This is a genomic window from Salinibacterium sp. SWN167 (genome assembly GCF_015864665.1).
Taxonomy (GTDB): domain Bacteria; phylum Actinomycetota; class Actinomycetes; order Actinomycetales; family Microbacteriaceae; genus Rhodoglobus.
This window is the reverse complement of record NZ_JADYWU010000001.1, coordinates 1,951,302-1,966,997: the sequence shown is the minus strand read 5'-3', so window position 1 is coordinate 1,966,997 and position 15,696 is coordinate 1,951,302. Positions and strand designations below refer to the sequence as shown.

Genomic DNA, 15,696 nt, shown 5'->3' with positions numbered 1-15,696 from the left:
TACGACGCGGGGCATCTGTCGTGTTCGCGCGGCTATTTAATTTGAGATGCATTCGCACGCAACTTCAGCTCGCGCACACCGTCGCGTTCGCGCACTTCGATGTGCGAACTATGAGACGAGACAAACTCGCTGAAGGTCTTAAACTTCAGTGCGGCTTCGTTGAACGACGGGTCAATTCTCAACATCTGATTCTTCACTCCCGAGCTGTTGAGCCACTCTGAATCTTCTTTTTGCTGAACGAGTCGCATAGCCCTCACCAGCATCTTGAAGGGTCGCATTCCGTTCGCAGGAGAGTCTTTATCTGACTGAGTGGTTTGCTTGGCGACCGCAGCGGTATTCTTTGCCGATCCCGCTTTCATCGCGTTGGTTTGTGGGGTCGCCGGCGACTTCTTGGGCCCTGCGGCCGTGGACGTTTTTGAAGCCACAATCGTCGTGAGCTTCGGTGCCGGCGCAGGCGTAGCGGCTGCTGCAGGTGCAGCTGCCGATTTCGGTGTGTCTGTTACCGAGGTCGGCTTTGTGGTTGCGGCGGTCTGTTGAAGCGATGGTGGCGTGCCGAACTCGACACCGGGAAGCGAATCGTAGTCCGCGAACTTGTCACAGGATGAAGTGAGCGCATCGCTAGTGCCTCCGGCAACGCCGATGCCGATGACGTACCGGCCGAGCGTCTTGGCGCGTTGGGCAAGTGCCACATAGTCCGAATCCCCAGCGACAATAACAACATGCGTGATGTCGGGCAGTCGGAACATGTCTTCCATCGCGTCGACTGAGAGCCGTATGTCGGCACCGTTTTTCATCTGCGCGGTAAGGGGAAAGAGCTGCACGAGCTCCACTGCGCGATTGATGAGCTGCTTCTGGTAGCTAGAATTCACCGGCACCGACCAGTCGGCGTAGGCGCGACTGAAAGCCACCGTTCCAAACGAAGAGGCGTAGTCGAGGATAGCTTCGACATCCACAGTGGCTTCGATGAGTTTGTTGCCAATCACGCTCGTAGTCATGCGATTCGAATTGTGAAACCGAGCCTTGTCTTTTTGAAACTGCCCGTTGCCATGTATTTGGTTGTATCGCGAGATCACGATGTTGTCGAAATCGATGTACACGGCCACGCGGCCTTCGGTGGCGGTTGCCATGTGGTCTCCTCGGGAAAGTTACTCTCAGTCTTATCGTGAGCCTCGCTCATGACAATCCCCTTTTCCGGGGTGATCGGTGGAAAACCTCGCGCACTTTCGCTCGGTAGCATTAGAGGAGAACACAGTAAGAGTAGGGAACCTCACGTGACGTATAGCGCTATTCGAGTTCGCGCGACTCCGAGTACACCTGGTTCTGGTCGAGCGGGAGTTGCCGCGATCGTGTGTGGTGTCGCGGTGGCGGGTTGGGTTTCGTTCGGACGCCACCTTTTTGGTATTGGCGGCGATCTCACCATCATCTACGCGACGACATTGGGTGTTCTTTTCGGCGTGCTGCTGGTCCTCATTGGGCTAGCGATGCGGCGCACCGAACTCCGTGGTTTTGAGACGCGGGCTCTCACGCACACGATGCTCATCGCATCCGGCGTTTGTGCCTTTCTGCTCGGGTTGACGATTCCTGATTCCACGCCGATCGGTCTGCAGACCATCATCAGCGGCCCCAATGAGCCCGCTCTCGGTATTGCGATCGGTATCGCGAACCCGCTGGGAGTTGTTGGTCTAGCGACGGCCATTATTGCGTTGGTGCTTGCGGTGAAGGATTCACGCGGTCGGGTCACTCTTGTGGAGAGCTGGGACGACGACGAAGCTATCGCCGAGTCACACGCCGGCTAGCGACGCCTCAGTTGAGGTGAGAATGCTCTCCTAAGCGGTGCCACGCCCGATTGTGGTGAACCAGAGGGGGAGCGAAATCGGCCTCCGGGGTGATGTGGGCGTCTTGGGCGAGCACGAGAATGAGCGATGCGGATTCGGTATCGAGCTGGTCGATACGTTTGCCGACAATTCGTGCAGGTGCGCTCGGAAAATAGGGCTCTCCCGTGGGCAGCCGTGCCCACAGTCCACGGTCGGCGAACCGGTCAACCCCGCTTGTCGCGCACAGTTGCGCAAGGTCAAGTTGTTCGCTCCCGAGAAAGTGGATGACGTACGATTCAGCCGCCCGGATTCCAGGCGCAGTAGATGCGCGGTGTCCGATCGAGAACGCGAGCAACGGCGGCTCGGCACTCACCGAAACGACCGACGTCACCGTCAGCGCGACTGGCCCGAGCGGTGACTGCGCTGTGACAACGGCGACTCCACCGGGGTAGTGGCGAAATGCGCTCGAGAATTCCGCGGCGCTTATTCCCGACATCGTCTCCTCTACCTCTACCTCGACCTCGTGGGCAGGGCTCTGGCTAGCGGCGGCCGGTGGTTTTTCGGTGATTGTCTGCATTCGTCCATCCAATGTTTCGGGGATGCGAACAAGCGTGCACCCGGGTACGCGACGAAGCGAGAATATGTCGATATGTGTCCTTCTGTTTCGCCGATTGTTTCGTCCTCAGGTGCGTTATCGGATGCTGCGGCGCACCATAAAGGCATGCCTAGACAAATTCGCTTCAACGCCTTTGATATGAACTGCGTCGCTCACCAGTCCTCCGGAATGTGGCGCCATCCCGACGACCAATCGTGGCGCTACAAAGACCTCAATTACTGGACCGAGCTCGCAAAGCTGCTCGAAAAAGGAACCTTTGACGGCATCTTCATTGCGGATGTCCTCGGCACCTATGACGTCTACGCCGGCTCGAATGAGGCCGCCATTCGCCACGGTGCCCAGGTTCCGGTGAACGATCCGCTGTTGCTCGTCTCGGCTATGGCGCATGTCACCGAGAACCTCGGATTCGGTATCACGGCCGGAACCGCCTACGAGCATCCCTACCCTTTCGCTCGCCGGATGTCGACGCTTGATCACCTCACGCAGGGTCGGATCGGCTGGAATGTCGTGACCGGCTACCTGCCCTCGGCGGCCCGCAACATGGGCAACGACGATCAGCTCGAGCACGACGACCGCTATGACCACGCTGACGAATATCTTGAGGTGCTTTACAAGTTGTGGGAGGGCTCTTGGGAAGACGATGCGGTTATTCGTGACCGGGAGTCCGGTGTGTTCACTGACCCCAGCAAGGTTCACGACATCGAGCACAAGGGCAAACACTTCACGGTTCCCGGCATCCATCTTTCGGAGCCATCTGTGCAGCGAACACCGGTCATTTACCAAGCCGGTGCTTCGCCTCGGGGTATTCAGTTCGCCGCAGGAAACGCTGAAGCGATCTTTGTGGCGGCATCGACCAAGGCAGGGCTCAAGGCAACGGTGGGTCGCATCCGGGATGCTCTCGAAGCGGCCGGGCGTGATCGATACTCAGCGCGCATCTACACGCTTCTGACGATCATCACCGATGAGACAACGGAGAAAGCTCACGCGAAGTATGCCGACTACTTGAGCTACGCCAGCGAAGAAGGTGCGCTGGTCTTCATGTCGGGATGGATGGGCATCGACCTCTCGCAGTACGACCTCGATGAGCCCATCGGCAATGTCAAGAGCAACGCAATCCAGTCAACGGTGGCGAACTTTCAGCAGGCCAATGACGACGGCAGCGAATGGAAGGTTCGCGACATCGCGCGGCTCGGGGCGATTGGTGGCCTGGGGCCGTTCATTATCGGCTCTGGCGAGGAGATTGCGGATGAACTCGAAGCGTGGGTCGCAGAGACCGATGTCGATGGCTTCAACCTTGCTTACGCGATCACGCCGGGCACGTTTGAGGATGTGGTCGAGCACGTCATCCCGGTGCTTCGGGCGCGCGGGTCTTATCCCGAGGAATACGCGGAAGGCACGCTCCGACACAAGCTACATGGGCGTGGCAACAGGCTCCCAGCGGAGCATGCCGGCGCACGCTATCGGCGCTAGGGGGCGCCCGCCGTCACTGGTGCACCGCGAACCAGCGTCTACTCTGCGGGGGTTTCGCGGTGCAGGTCGACGGCGTACTTGAAACCGATGTGCGACGCTTCGAAGCCGAGCTTCGTGTAGAACCGGTGGGCGTCAGTGCGGGCTTCGTCAGAAGTCAGTTGGATGAGGGAGGCGCCAAGCGTGGGCGCTGCGGTGTCGATAACCCACCGCATCATGGCGCCGCCGATTCCGCTCGAACGCTGGCTCGCGGCTACGCGCACTGCTTCAACTTGGAGGCGGTGCGAACCACGGCGGGCCATTCCGGGAATGGCGGTGAGCTGCATCGTGGCAACAACATCCCCGGAGGGGGCTTCCACTACGAGGAGCGCGTTGGCGGGAGTCGTGGCGATCGCGTGAAACGCTTTTTCGTAAGCGGGGCGGTCTTCTGGCCGCGCAGTGTCGCCTCGCAGCGCGCTGATTGCGTCGTCCGCGAGCAGTTGAAGAATAGTGTCGATGTCGCCAAGAGCGGAGTAGCGAAGAATCATTTCGCCGTCTCGCGTCTGGAGAGTTGTGGGAACAGTCACTTTAGAAAACACTCCCACGACGATAGCAGCGCTACCACTGCCCGCGAGCCAGCGGTGCTCAAGTGTGCAGCAAACTGGCGTCATTCCTAGCCACCGTGAGTTCCCGCTTCGCGACCCTGAATCAGTGTGCGCAGTGTGCGCAGTCCGGGTGCCCACCGGTGAGGTGGGTCACGCCGGGCCGTTGCGCTGCTCGGGGGAGTTGGCGCTAGTAGTTCATGATCTGGTAGCCGTCGACAACGAGCTTGCGAACGCTGGCTTCGCCGCCGTTATCGGAGAGCAGCGGGAATCCGCCATCCCGAAGAGGCTCGTAGACCTTGTGCGACTTGGCGCAAAATTCGCAGGCGCCGATGATGGTGTCGCCGAGTGCCGTCACGAGGCCGTGCATGGGGTTTCCAGCGTCAGCAATCTTCGCGAGGGTCTCAACGCCTGAACCGTCGAACATGACGATTACGTCGTCGCCAGCAGCCTTGAATTCCAGGGCGGTCTTGAGGCCGCGGTAGACGCGAGCGCTGTTGTTCTCGAGGGTCTCGAGGATGACTACGGCGATCTTGAGATCTGACATTGAAAACTCCTTGTATTGGCCATCCAGCACTTCTAGACGGATCCGTCTAGAAAATATAGACGGGTTCGTCTAGAATTGCAACATGGCTTCAGAAACCTCGCAGATCCGCGTTACTTCGCGCATGAAACTTCTCGCTACCGCGGCGGACCTTTTCTATGCGCACGGCATCAATGCGACGGGAATCGATACGGTGATCGCCAAGGCGGGGGTGGCGAAAGGCAGCATGTACCACCACTTCCCGAGCAAAGAAGCTCTCATTGCGGCCTACCTCGATGAAGAGGCGGATGCCTGGCTAGACCGGGTAACGGAGTTTGACGACGAGCACGCCTCGACCGCCGAACGCGTCGCGCGTCTCTTCACTGCAGTCGCCGATCAAGTCGATGAGGGCACTTTTTACGGCTGCCCCTTCACCAATGCGGCCATCGAGTGCCCCGATATGGCTGACGTGCAGTCATCAATTGCCCGCTACCGCCGGGTGCTTCGCACTCACGTGACCCACATCATCGGACCAGATGCGGCCGAGGGCGTGATCACGCGGCTCATTGTTCTCTACGACGGAGCGCTCACGACGGCGAAGCTCACGAGAGATTCGGCCCAGGTTCGCGATGTTGCACAGTTCGCACGGGAGCTGGTGTCAGGGGGCTAGCCGTGGGTTCGTTGGCTTGCGCATGATTCGAACGTATGTTCGAATAGTGTAATGCGATGGAGTGGGCAACAAATTGGCAGTGAGGCTCCCGACGCGCTGCCCGGTCTCGCCAAGCTCAACAACCTGGTGCGCACAGTGCGAACCCCTGAATTCGACGGCGTCACGTTTTACGAAGTCGCCGCCAAGAGTGCGCTCAACAAGGTGCCCACCGCCAGTGATATGCCATTCGGCTGGACCATCAATCCCATGCGTGGATGTCTCCACCAGTGCACGTACTGCTTCGCTCGTCCCACCCACGAGTTCCTTGACCTCGACGCGGGCAAAGACTTTGACACGCAGATCATCGTCAAGGTGAATGTCGCTGAGGTGTTGGCTAGGGAGCTGAGCAAACCCAGTTGGGGGCGGCATCCGGTCGCGCTCGGCACGAATACGGATCCCTACCAGCGCGCTGAGGGGCGTTATCGGCTCATGCCCGGCATCATTGCCGCCCTCGCGGCATCCGGAACGCCTCTGTCAATCTTGACGAAAGGCACGTTGTTGCGGCGCGATCTTGCCCTCTTGTCAGAGGCAAGCCAGCACGTTCCCGTCGACGTGGGCATGTCGATCGCGATTTACGACGACGAGCTTCAGCAGTCCGTCGAGCCGGGCACACCCACCGCCAAGGCTCGTTTGGCCACGGTGAGCGCTGTGCGTGATGCTGGACTCGATTGCGCGGTCTTCTTGATGCCGATTCTTCCGTTCTTGACTGATACACGGGATCATCTCGAGCGCGCCGTTTCTCAGGCTAAAGAGGCAGGGGCAACCTCCATTACGTACTCGGCGTTGCACTTGAAGCAGGGAACGAAGGAGTGGTACCTCGGGTGGCTGGAGCAGGCGCATCCGGAATTGCTGGGCAAGTATCGTTCGATGTATTCGCGAGGCAACTATGCCCCCAAGGAGTATCGACAGTGGCTGGCAGCCAAGCTGAAGCCGATCATCCGGCGTCATGGCTTAGAGAGAACGCTGCTCGATCCGGCGACGGGCATCGTGGGATCCCGCGCTCGTACTCCGGTACATTCCGGTCTAGTCGGTCGTTCGCTCATCGCCGAGGAAATGCCGCCCGAGCTGGCGGCGCGTGCAATGCCGCAACCGACTCTCTTCTAGCGCTGTCTTCGTTGGTCTCGCTGTCGCCGTCGTCGCCGTCTTGCTGGGTATCCGGTCCGCGCTCACTGAGCGTTTTCGCACAATCGCCAAGAACGCCGGCTGCTGTGCGTACTGTTTCGCTGAACGAGCACAGCCGTGCTCGACGACGTCAGAAAGGTGAAGGCGGTTGCCTAAGAATAAGAATTCACGCCTCAAGGATCCCGAACTGTATGAGTCGTTGAGAGAGGATGGCGCCTCAGAGGAGAAAGCGGCCCGTATTTCTAACGCCGCCGCACGGGATGGGCGTTCTGAGGTTGGCCATCGCGGGGGAGCAGCCGGTTCGTATGAGGACTGGACCGTTGCAGACCTCAAGAAGCGGGCTCGAGAGCTGGGCCTCCACGGCTATTCGCCGCTCACGAAATCCGAAGTGATCGAGTTGCTTCGCTCGCACTAACAACCGTGCAGGGCATCGAAAGGCTGCAGGCGTCGAAACGATGACGGCGAGCGGCGAGCTAACTAGTCTGGGGGAGTGACCACACCAGCAGAGTCTTACTATCTCCGGCACGATGCCACCCATTTCGAATCGACGATTCATGCGCAGGGCGCGTGGAATCCCCACGAGCAGCACATGGCCCCGGTTGCTGGCATTCTCGCCCACGTCCTTGAAGGGTTCGAACCACGCGAAGGCCTCCGCATCGCTCGCATTAGTTACGAGATCTTGGGTCTCATCCCCGCGGGCGAATTCGACATTGTGACGTCAGTCGTTCGTCCTGGCCGCACGATTGAACTCGTGCAAGCGGAGCTCACCGCGGGTGGCCGCGTTGCCGTGCGCGCGACGGCGTGGCGCCTCCAGATTTCGGATACCTCAGAGGTTGAGGGGATCGTCGATCAACGGATGCCCGGCCGTGAGCTCGCGGGGGAGCCAGTGAACCTTTCCGAGTGGCCCGGCGGCTACATCCAATCGATTGAGGCGCGGGCGCTTCCCGAGCACGCGTCGGGCAGTGGCCGGGTGTGGTTGCGCACGCCGTATCCCTTGCTCGCTAATGAGCCGGTGAGTGACTTTGCTCGGCTGACTGGCCTTGTGGACACCAGCAACGGCATCGCAACTCGCGTGAAGCCGGGAGTGGGCGGATATGCGTTTCCCAATGTCGACCTGCAAGTGCACTTGTACCGCTTGCCGGCTGGTGAGTGGCTTGGTCTCGAGAATGCGGTGAACTTTGGCTCGGATGGCATTGGCCTGACCTCCACGGTGCTCCACGACGAGCGGGGGCCGTTCGGTCGCGCCGAGCAAATCTTGACGCTACGCAAGGTCTAGCTTTCCCCGGCGCGAGACTGCGGAGAAAGTTTTCTCACTACCTCTTGCGCTGATTTTCTCGCTGCCATAATATACAACCAAATGGTTGTATATGAATTGACAGACTCCGAAGTTGACGCGATGTTCCGCGCCCTCGCCGATGCCACCCGACGTGACATCGTCAATCGCGTGCTGCACGAAAATGCTTCAGTATCGCGTCTCGCCGAGCGCTACGACATGAGTTTCGCCGCAGTGCAAAAGCACGTGGCCGTCCTGCAGGCAGCTGGGTTGGTGACAAAGTCCCGACGCGGTCGCGAGCAGATTGTCAGCGGCAATCTCGCGTCCATTCATCACATCCAAAAGCTTCTTTCTCACTTCGAAACGGTGTGGAAGCAGCGTGCACTGCAAATGGCTGAGGTGTTGCGGGATGACGCAACCACTGAGGCGCCACCGAACCCCGCGAGCTCAGGGGCTCGGGTCGATATCCCTCACGACTAGAGAAATGGTGAAGCAATGAACGTCACGACTCACACTGATCCTGAAGCACTCACCCTGACGACCACCACCGAACTTGCCGCGTCTCTTGAGCGCGCCTGGCGGTTGGTGAGCGATCCGCGCCAGCTCGAGCGCTGGTGGGGCCCGCCAGAGTGGCCGGCAACCTTCGTGCGTTACGAGTTCGTTCCCGGTGGGCGCGCTCATTACTTCATGCAAGGTCCTGATGGTGAGCGGATGCACGGTATGTGGCGCATCTTGTCGATCACCGAGCCGCGTGAAGTCTCCATCGAAGATGAATTTGCGGATGATCACGGCGAACCATCGGGGGATATCGGTGTCACGACCGCTCTTCTGACGTTCGAGCCCATCGACGGCGGCACCCGGCTGACGATCCTGTCGGGCTTCGCCTCTGCAGAGCAGCTCGAAGAAATGGTGAAGATGGGCATGGAAGAAGGCATGCGAGAGGCTATCGGCCAAATCGACGCACTGCTCTCCGAAGACTAAGAGGGGCTGCTCTTGTCATTTCAGGCGTATCTCGATGCGGTCGAGAAGAAGACAGGGCTCACGCCGTGGCAATTGATCGCGAAAGCGGCAGCGAAGGGTTTCGTCGATGACTCGGCGAAAGCGGGAGAGATTCTTGAGTGGCTCGCGAGCGATTACCAGCTGGGCCGTGGACACGGCATGGCAATTGTTCACGTCATCACGAAGGGTGCGCGTATCGACTCCAAGCATGTCGGCATTTCGGGGACGCATCGCGACGAGTCAGACACGCTGTGGCTTGACGGTGCCGCGAGCAAACCAGACTAACCGCGCGATGTGAGCGTGGTGGCGGGCAGTGCGCTGGCGCTGGGGTGTGCCGACACTGGGTAGGGTGAAGGAGTGACTCTTCTTGGGGTCGAGAAGCAGGGTAGTTGAGTGCCCCGAGAGGATCTGTAGCGTGAGAAACAGCGGCCAGCCACAGTCGAACCGAGCTCCACGAGGCGGCCGCAAGTATTCCCGCAAGCAGCTCGTCATGCTACTCGGCGGTCTAGGCGCGCTGGCGCTGCTCGCCGTCGCGTTCGTAGCCGGTGCCCAGGCAAACTCTGGATCAGCAACGCCTCACTCATCGCCGTCGGTCTCTGCCGAGGAGGGCAGCCAGCCCGCGATTGACTTAGCGCGTCGAATCGATGGAGACCCCACGGCGATTGGGGCGATTGATGCTCCCGTCGTACTCGTCGAGTATGCGGACTATCGCTGTCCTTTCTGTGGTGTGTTGTCGCGCGAGACGCTTCCTGAGCTGATCAGCGAATACGTCGACTCGGGACAGCTGCGCATCGAATGGCGCGATTACCCCATTTTTGGTGAAACCTCGGTGCTAGCGGCTGTTGCAGCCCACGCGGCGGGCGAGCAAGGTCTCTTTTGGGAATACAACACAGCGGTCTATGAATCGGCGCCCGAAACGGGACATCTCGAGATCGACCAAGAAAAGCTTCTTGCGTACGCTCGCGACATTGGGGTGCCCGACCTTGCTCAATTTGAGGCAGATCTCCGTAGTCCGGCTCTGATCGCTCGGGTTCAAGCGAACGTCTCCGAAGCGCAGCAAATTGGTGTCACGAGTGTGCCGTCCATTGTGATCGACGATGTGCCGATCGCGGGTGCTCAGCCACTTCAGGTCTTCCGCGACGTCATCGATGAGCAGCTCCGATTGGCCGGCCAGTAACGGTGGACATCGGTTACGCCGGGGCATTCATCGGCGGATTGTTTGCGCTATTGAGCCCATGCTCAGTCATGCTGTTGCCGGCGTTTTTCGCCTATGCGTTTGGTTCAGCGGCAAAGCTTTTTGCGCGAACAGGATTGTTCTTTGGCGGCTTGGTGACCACGTTGGTTCCGTTGGGAGTGTTTTCGGCCACGCTGGGGTCACTCGTTAATGAGCATCGCGGTGCTCTCGTGGTTGGCGCAGCAATCGTGGTGATCGTCGCCGGCGCGATTCAGCTGTTCGGCATCCCGATTCCCGGTTTCAGCCGAACCGAAAACGCGGATGCCGCGACGGATCGAACCTCGGCAGTTTCCGTGTTCGCCCTCGGCATGGTTTACGCGGTCGCCGGTGTCTGCGCTGGCCCCATCCTCGGGTCGGTGCTCGCGGTTGCGGCTCTGAGCGGAAACGCTACCTACGGTGCCATCATGCTTACGCTCTATGCGCTCGGGCTCACGGTCCCTCTGCTCGTGCTTGCTGCGGTGTGGAAGCGCGTGGGGGCGCGTGGTCGGTCATGGCTGCGTCCGCGCACGCTCACGATCCGCAGCTGGTCGAATTCGTGGACCATGATCATTTCTGGCGCGCTCACGATCGGGATCGGCATCCTTCTGTTGGTCAGCGACGGAACCGCGTCGCTGGGCGGTTTCGTCCCGATCACCGCTCAGTACCGTGCAGAGTCATGGGCCGCGACAACGGGCGCGAGCATCAACAACGTTGTGTTCTTGCTCGGGGTAGTCGCGGCTTCTGCTTCTGCCGGCGTCGTTGTGTGGCTGGTGTCGCGTCAGGCCCGGGCCAAAGCACTCCTGCAAGCGCCTGAACAAACTGAAGCGCCTGAACGCTAAAGCTCGGTCATCCATTCGTCGCCGGAGTCCGTGTTGTCTCTGCCGCGCAGTTTCTCAAGTTCTCGTCGCTCACGTTTGGTGGGACGACCGGCGCCACGATCACGCATCGGCGCGAAGGCACGTTCTTCGCGAGAAGGCGGCGGGGGAGTCTCGTCGATGTAGCTCTCGGCTGCCGTTACCGCTGAAACCCGTTTCACAATCGTCTGCCTAACGACCAGGATGCGGTCGAATCCGGCAATTCGAACCCGCACTTGGTCGCCGATTTTTACTGCCTGTGCTGCTTTAACACTCGTGCCGCCGACTTTCACGTGGCCGGCACGGCACGCCGTAGTCGCTTGAGAGCGGGTCTTGTAGACGCGCACCGCCCACAACCAGCTATCGACGCGAACTGCTCCGGCAGCCATTAGGCGGAGGCGAGTTCAGTTTTCCACTGCACGAGTCGCTGCACTGTGGCGCTGGTGTCCGCGGCGAGTGTGAGCATGGTGTCTTCGGGAACAAAGAAGTTGATCGCCAAGAAACCGCGCACGGTCTCCGAGGGGTCGTCGGCGAGCATCCGGAGAACGTCGCAGGGAGCGTATTCGTTGCGAGCCACACAGGCGCGCACCCCGTCGTCAGTATCGCGGGCGAGCGTTTCGAACACGTCGATGGGCGTGTTGTGGTTACTCGCGGCACTTTCGCGAATTTTCGGATTGGGGTCGGCCGCCAGGATGCGGATCCTCGCGATTTTGCTGGCGGTTACCTCGGGGGCGGGGTGGAGTTCCGCGGCTTCCGCGGCAGTGAGCATCGACGGGGCCATTGCCCGCATTTGTTCCCGCTGGGCTGGAGTGTTGAAGCGGATGCATGACATGCGTTCAAGGGTACGCCTGCGTCCAGAGAAGATTGAGTTGCTTTCTCGGCATTTTGCGCGCGGATGATCGCTAGACTTGGAGGGTGGCCACACGCAGTTCACCCGAGATCAGCGATCGTGTATGGACTGTGCCCAATGTCTTGAGCTTCATCCGGCTCGCGTTGGTTCCGGTCTTCCTCTATTTGATCATCTCGGCCCAAGATGCGCTGGCTCTGATCGTTCTCGTGTTCTCCAGCCTGAGCGACTATGCCGATGGCGTGATTGCTCGTCGTTTCAACCAAATCACGAGGCTCGGCCAGTTACTTGATCCGGCGGCTGACCGCCTGTTTATTTTTGCCGCGCTGATTGGTCTCGCCGCGCGCGACGTCATCCCTTGGTGGTTGTTCTTGGTCATTGTCGGGCGCGACATCATGCTGGTGATTTTGGGAATTATCTCGGCGAACTTCGGTTTTGGCCCGCTACCGGTGCACCATTTGGGCAAAGTTGCCACGGCTGCACTGTTCTATGCGTTGCCCATTTTGATGCTGGGCCAAGCATTCCCGGCAATTGCAGGGGTTACTGATCCAATCGGGTGGGCGTTCGCGCTCTGGGGTGCGTTCTTGTATTGGTGGGCTGGCTTCATCTATGTTGCGCAATCCGTCCGTATTTCTCGCCTCCCGAGGGTCTGAGTTGTGCTCCGATCCGATACGCTGGTCAGTCAGGGAGGTTTGCGATGGTTGAGTCAATGAATAATGGTCACGGCGCCGACGTAGAGTCGGCAAATGAGACGTCCGCGCAGCCTATTGTCGAGCGGATCGACACCACTGCCACGTACAGTCACGAGTTTGCGGCTCAGGTCGCCGCTATGGGGGTAGACGTTTCCGTCGATGAGCAGGAAGCGATCGCCGCATTGCCTTCGGGATCTGCGTTGTTGATCGTTCGCCGCGGCCCAAACGTGGGGGCGCGTTTTCTTTTGGATGCTGACATCACTACGGTGGGGCGTCATCCTGAGGCTGATATTTTTCTCGATGACGTCACGGTGTCTCGCCGTCATGTCGAGTTCTTGCGTTCAGGCACAGCATTTGACGTCAAAGATTTGGGGTCGCTCAATGGCACCTATCTTGGCGGCGATCGCATTGAGTCCACTGCTGTCCTTCGCGATCGTGCTGAGGTTCAAATCGGCAAGTACAAGCTCACGTTCTACCCGTCGCGTCGCGATCTTGCGTCGGCGGTTGGTAATTAGTGGCTGGGGTAGCGCGTCAGACGCGTTCGACTCCGGCACCAGCGCTTCTGAGCATTGGGCAGGTTCTTGCCAAGCTCAGCCCAGAGTTTCCTGATCTAACTCCATCGAAGCTGCGCTTTCTCGAGGAGCGCAAACTGGTCTCGCCGGCGCGCACAGCCTCGGGTTACCGCAAGTTTTCGTCGGCAGATATGGAGCGCTTGCGCTTCGTTCTCACGATGCAGCGTGACCACTACCTTCCGCTGAAGGTCATTCGTGGCTATTTGGAAGAGATGGATGCCGGGCGCACGCCTGAGCTTCCTGGTGGCGCCGTTGCTGCAGCATCCATGCTGTCGGCCGAGCGCAAGCTCACTCGCGACGAGTTGATCCGCGAGGCTGGTGCCAGCCCGATGCTGTTGGGCGATGCTATTTCGTCGTCTCTCATTGTTGCCTCCGATGTTTTTGGTGAAGATGCGCTTGCTGTTCTCAAATCGCTTGTGGAGCTTCAACGCAGCGGTATCGAACCACGACACCTTCGCGGCTTCCGCGCGGCGGCTGAGCGGGAACTGGGGCTCATTGAGAGCGCCCTAATGCCGGTTGCCCGTCGCAAGGACGCGTCAAGTCGAGCACGTGCTGCGGAGATGGCGCGCGAAATTGCGGGCCAGTTGGAGATTGTTCGCAGCAGTCTTATCCGATCCGCCCTCAGTCGGATGGATTCGTAGTACGGTCGATCTGTTGACCGTTTTCTGGCTCGCGCTGAACGCGGTTCCGCGAGGTTGGCCCAGTTTTATCCGACTGATTCCGACACGCCGCTGACTTTTTGCGAATGTCGTTGATAGAGGCGGTGGGCGTGACTACCGTGGGGTAACACGAAACACTAAGCGTCAACTTCAACATGAAGGTTCGTTGTTTTCGTGCTGGTCAATCAGAACTAAAGGGGCAAAGCCATGAGTGAAGTTAACCGTAGCGAAGAGTCACGCTACGACCTCGGCCTCCTCTTTACCGACGGAATGCCAGACCTCGACCACACCTCCGGCTACCGTGGCGCCGTCGCCGCGCGCGCAGCAGGCATTAGCTATCGTCAGCTCGACTACTGGGCTCGCACCCAGCTTGTTGAACCCACTGTCCGCAGCGCGGCAGGGTCAGGTTCGCAGCGACTCTATGGCTTTCGCGACATCTTGGTGCTCAAGCTTGTTAAGCGCCTTCTCGACACGGGAATCTCGCTTCAGCAGATCCGTATCGCTGTCAACCAACTTCGTGAGTCCGGCATTCACGACCTCGCTCAGACCACTCTGATGAGTGATGGTGCCGGTGTCTATTTGTGCACATCCAACGACGAAGTTATTGACCTCGTTAGCCGCGGCCAGGGAGTCTTTGGCATCGCCGTAGGCAAGGTTCTTCGTGAGGTCGAAACAAGCCTCATCGACCTCGACACGGTCAAGGGTGAAGATCCCATGGATGAGCTGGCGAAGCGCCGCGCATCCCGCGCCTCCTAAGCAACCCCTGCTGGGCGCCGCTTCCGGCATTTCTTCTTTCTGGCGCACAGTCGCTGCGCTGAATTTTTTGGCGCGCTCACGCCAGATACTTGCTGTGCTCGGTCGCGACAACACCGCTTAGCCAGACAGCGCTCGCCCTAACAATGACGTGCTTCAGCACCCCAGCGCAGGCCGGAGGTTCGTTGCTAGCCGTTGCTGTATTCGCCCATGCGTGCCGCACGCATGACGCGGTCGAGTAGCTGGTCGAAGTAACGCGCCATTTCTTGCGCGCTCTCACCGGGCCATACGTGCAGGGGCTTCGCGGCACCTTGAGCTTGCTGGAGCGACGTGCGCTCGGGAAGCTGTGGCGAAAGCACGAGCGGGCCAAACATGTCCCGCAGTTCTTTGATGCGGAATTGGTGCTCAAGCGATTGTGACCGCAGGCGGTTCACGATGAGGCCGAGCGGCTGAAGACGGGGGGAGAGGCCGCGACGGATCTCTTCGATCGCGCGCAGAGCGCGGTCAGCGGCGGCGACCGAGAAAAGGCCAGGTTCGGTGACAATAGCTACACGATCGCTGGCTGCCCACGCGGTGCGTGTGAGGGCATTGAGCGATGGTGCGCAGTCAATGAGCACGAGATCGTAGTCAGCTTCGACATTAGCGAGGGCTTCTTCAAGCTTCCAGATATCGCGGATGCTCGGGTGCGGTCCATCGAAATTGATAGCCGAAGGCGAACCAATCAGAACGTCCACTTTGCCGGGGCGGCCCTTTGTCCAGCCACTCGGCGCGATCGCAGCACGCACGATCTTCTCTTTGGGAGAGGCGAGTACGTCAGCCACGTTCAGGTGGCCGGCGACATCAATGTCCATTCCGGTCGACACATCGGACTGGGGATCAAGGTCGACGACGAGAGTTCGAAGACCGCGAGCAAAAGCCGCCGAAGCGAGCCCAAGCGTGACAGTCGTCTTTCCGACGCCCCCCTTGAGGGAACTAACGCTAAGTACGTGCACGAGTAACGAC

Annotated in this window: 22 protein-coding genes; 15 read left to right on the top strand and 7 right to left on the bottom strand. The window is 59.7% G+C overall.

The window, feature by feature from the left end; all coding sequences use genetic code 11:
- Positions 1-32: 32 nt before the first annotated feature.
- The gene (locus I6E60_RS09410; protein WP_197179847.1) at positions 33-1,127 is read right to left on the bottom strand and encodes an NYN domain-containing protein; all 1,095 of its coding nucleotides are present in this window, start codon (positions 1,125-1,127) and stop codon (positions 33-35) included.
- A 144-nt stretch (positions 1,128-1,271) separates the two neighbouring features.
- On the opposite strand from I6E60_RS09410, the gene I6E60_RS09405 reads away from it, so the two are divergent.
- Positions 1,272-1,796 (top strand): hypothetical protein, encoded by a 525-nt coding sequence (locus I6E60_RS09405; protein WP_197179845.1) that lies wholly within the window; start codon positions 1,272-1,274, stop codon positions 1,794-1,796.
- Between the two features lie 7 nt (positions 1,797-1,803).
- Here the strand turns inward: I6E60_RS09405 and I6E60_RS09400 are convergent, their stop codons facing one another.
- On the bottom strand, positions 1,804-2,391 hold the full coding sequence (locus tag I6E60_RS09400) for a flavin reductase family protein (protein WP_231601181.1): 588 nt from the start codon (positions 2,389-2,391) through the stop codon (positions 1,804-1,806).
- Between the two features lie 144 nt (positions 2,392-2,535).
- Between I6E60_RS09400 and I6E60_RS09395 the strand changes: the two genes are divergently transcribed.
- The gene (locus I6E60_RS09395) at positions 2,536-3,900 is read left to right on the top strand and encodes an LLM class flavin-dependent oxidoreductase (RefSeq protein ID WP_197124972.1); all 1,365 of its coding nucleotides are present in this window, start codon (positions 2,536-2,538) and stop codon (positions 3,898-3,900) included.
- Between the two features lie 38 nt (positions 3,901-3,938).
- On the opposite strand, the gene I6E60_RS09390 is transcribed toward I6E60_RS09395, so the two are convergent.
- On the bottom strand, positions 3,939-4,424 hold the full coding sequence (locus tag I6E60_RS09390) for a GNAT family N-acetyltransferase (protein ID WP_197125293.1): 486 nt from the start codon (positions 4,422-4,424) through the stop codon (positions 3,939-3,941).
- A 244-nt stretch (positions 4,425-4,668) separates the two neighbouring features.
- Positions 4,669-5,025: a DsrE family protein gene (locus I6E60_RS09385; RefSeq protein ID WP_197124971.1), complete on the bottom strand. Its 357-nt coding sequence runs from the start codon at positions 5,023-5,025 to the stop codon at positions 4,669-4,671.
- Positions 5,026-5,107: 82 nt separating this feature from the next.
- On the opposite strand from I6E60_RS09385, the gene I6E60_RS09380 reads away from it, so the two are divergent.
- The 9 genes from I6E60_RS09380 (at position 5,108) to I6E60_RS09340 (ending at position 11,156) form a co-directional block, all read left to right on the top strand.
- The gene (locus tag I6E60_RS09380) at positions 5,108-5,671 is read left to right on the top strand and encodes a TetR/AcrR family transcriptional regulator (RefSeq protein WP_197179843.1); all 564 of its coding nucleotides are present in this window, start codon (positions 5,108-5,110) and stop codon (positions 5,669-5,671) included.
- Between the two features lie 51 nt (positions 5,672-5,722).
- The gene (locus I6E60_RS09375) at positions 5,723-6,814 is read left to right on the top strand and encodes an Rv2578c family radical SAM protein (protein ID WP_197124967.1); all 1,092 of its coding nucleotides are present in this window, start codon (positions 5,723-5,725) and stop codon (positions 6,812-6,814) included.
- Between the two features lie 166 nt (positions 6,815-6,980).
- A complete protein-coding gene (locus I6E60_RS09370; RefSeq protein ID WP_197124965.1) occupies positions 6,981-7,247 on the top strand; it encodes a Rho termination factor in 267 nt (88 codons plus the stop codon).
- 75 nt (positions 7,248-7,322) lie between these two features.
- A complete protein-coding gene (locus I6E60_RS09365) occupies positions 7,323-8,108 on the top strand; it encodes a thioesterase family protein (protein ID WP_197179841.1) in 786 nt (261 codons plus the stop codon).
- A gap of 81 nt (positions 8,109-8,189) precedes the next feature.
- A complete protein-coding gene (locus I6E60_RS09360; protein ID WP_197124961.1) occupies positions 8,190-8,585 on the top strand; it encodes a helix-turn-helix transcriptional regulator in 396 nt (131 codons plus the stop codon).
- Positions 8,586-8,600: 15 nt separating this feature from the next.
- Positions 8,601-9,086 (top strand): SRPBCC domain-containing protein, encoded by a 486-nt coding sequence (locus tag I6E60_RS09355; RefSeq protein ID WP_197179839.1) that lies wholly within the window; start codon positions 8,601-8,603, stop codon positions 9,084-9,086.
- A 12-nt stretch (positions 9,087-9,098) separates the two neighbouring features.
- Positions 9,099-9,389 (top strand): DUF4287 domain-containing protein, encoded by a 291-nt coding sequence (locus tag I6E60_RS09350; RefSeq protein ID WP_197179837.1) that lies wholly within the window; start codon positions 9,099-9,101, stop codon positions 9,387-9,389.
- A 130-nt stretch (positions 9,390-9,519) separates the two neighbouring features.
- Positions 9,520-10,281 carry a thioredoxin domain-containing protein gene (locus I6E60_RS09345; RefSeq protein ID WP_197124955.1) on the top strand — a complete coding sequence of 254 codons (762 nt, stop codon included), beginning with the start codon at positions 9,520-9,522 and terminating at the stop codon, positions 10,279-10,281.
- 2 nt (positions 10,282-10,283) lie between these two features.
- Positions 10,284-11,156: a cytochrome c biogenesis CcdA family protein gene (locus I6E60_RS09340; protein ID WP_197179835.1), complete on the top strand. Its 873-nt coding sequence runs from the start codon at positions 10,284-10,286 to the stop codon at positions 11,154-11,156.
- Here the strand turns inward: I6E60_RS09340 and I6E60_RS09335 are convergent.
- Together I6E60_RS09335 and I6E60_RS09330 are read right to left on the bottom strand one after the other, a co-directional pair.
- On the bottom strand, positions 11,153-11,560 hold the full coding sequence (locus I6E60_RS09335; protein WP_197124950.1) for an RNA-binding S4 domain-containing protein: 408 nt from the start codon (positions 11,558-11,560) through the stop codon (positions 11,153-11,155). The genes I6E60_RS09340 and I6E60_RS09335 overlap by 4 nt on opposite strands.
- The gene (locus I6E60_RS09330; RefSeq protein ID WP_197179833.1) at positions 11,560-12,003 is read right to left on the bottom strand and encodes a hypothetical protein; all 444 of its coding nucleotides are present in this window, start codon (positions 12,001-12,003) and stop codon (positions 11,560-11,562) included. Before I6E60_RS09330 ends, I6E60_RS09335 begins: the two co-directional genes overlap by 1 nt.
- Before the next feature lie 83 nt (positions 12,004-12,086).
- Between I6E60_RS09330 and I6E60_RS09325 the strand changes: the two genes are divergently transcribed.
- The 4 genes from I6E60_RS09325 to I6E60_RS09310 all read left to right on the top strand — a co-directional run bounded on the left by I6E60_RS09325 (position 12,087) and on the right by I6E60_RS09310 (position 14,697).
- Positions 12,087-12,671, top strand: coding sequence for a CDP-alcohol phosphatidyltransferase family protein (locus tag I6E60_RS09325; protein WP_197179831.1), 585 nt, complete (start codon positions 12,087-12,089; stop codon positions 12,669-12,671).
- A gap of 44 nt (positions 12,672-12,715) precedes the next feature.
- On the top strand, positions 12,716-13,225 hold the full coding sequence (locus I6E60_RS09320) for an FHA domain-containing protein (RefSeq protein WP_197124945.1): 510 nt from the start codon (positions 12,716-12,718) through the stop codon (positions 13,223-13,225).
- The gene (locus I6E60_RS09315) at positions 13,225-13,923 is read left to right on the top strand and encodes a MerR family transcriptional regulator (RefSeq protein ID WP_197124943.1); all 699 of its coding nucleotides are present in this window, start codon (positions 13,225-13,227) and stop codon (positions 13,921-13,923) included. Before I6E60_RS09320 ends, I6E60_RS09315 begins: the two co-directional genes overlap by 1 nt.
- 225 nt (positions 13,924-14,148) lie before the next feature.
- Positions 14,149-14,697, top strand: coding sequence for a MerR family transcriptional regulator (locus I6E60_RS09310; protein WP_197124941.1), 549 nt, complete (start codon positions 14,149-14,151; stop codon positions 14,695-14,697).
- Between the two features lie 185 nt (positions 14,698-14,882).
- Here I6E60_RS09310 and I6E60_RS09305 read toward each other — a convergent pair whose 3' ends face one another.
- Positions 14,883-15,686 carry a ParA family protein gene (locus tag I6E60_RS09305; RefSeq protein ID WP_197124939.1) on the bottom strand — a complete coding sequence of 268 codons (804 nt, stop codon included), beginning with the start codon at positions 15,684-15,686 and terminating at the stop codon, positions 14,883-14,885.
- Between the last annotated feature and the right edge of the window lie 10 nt (positions 15,687-15,696).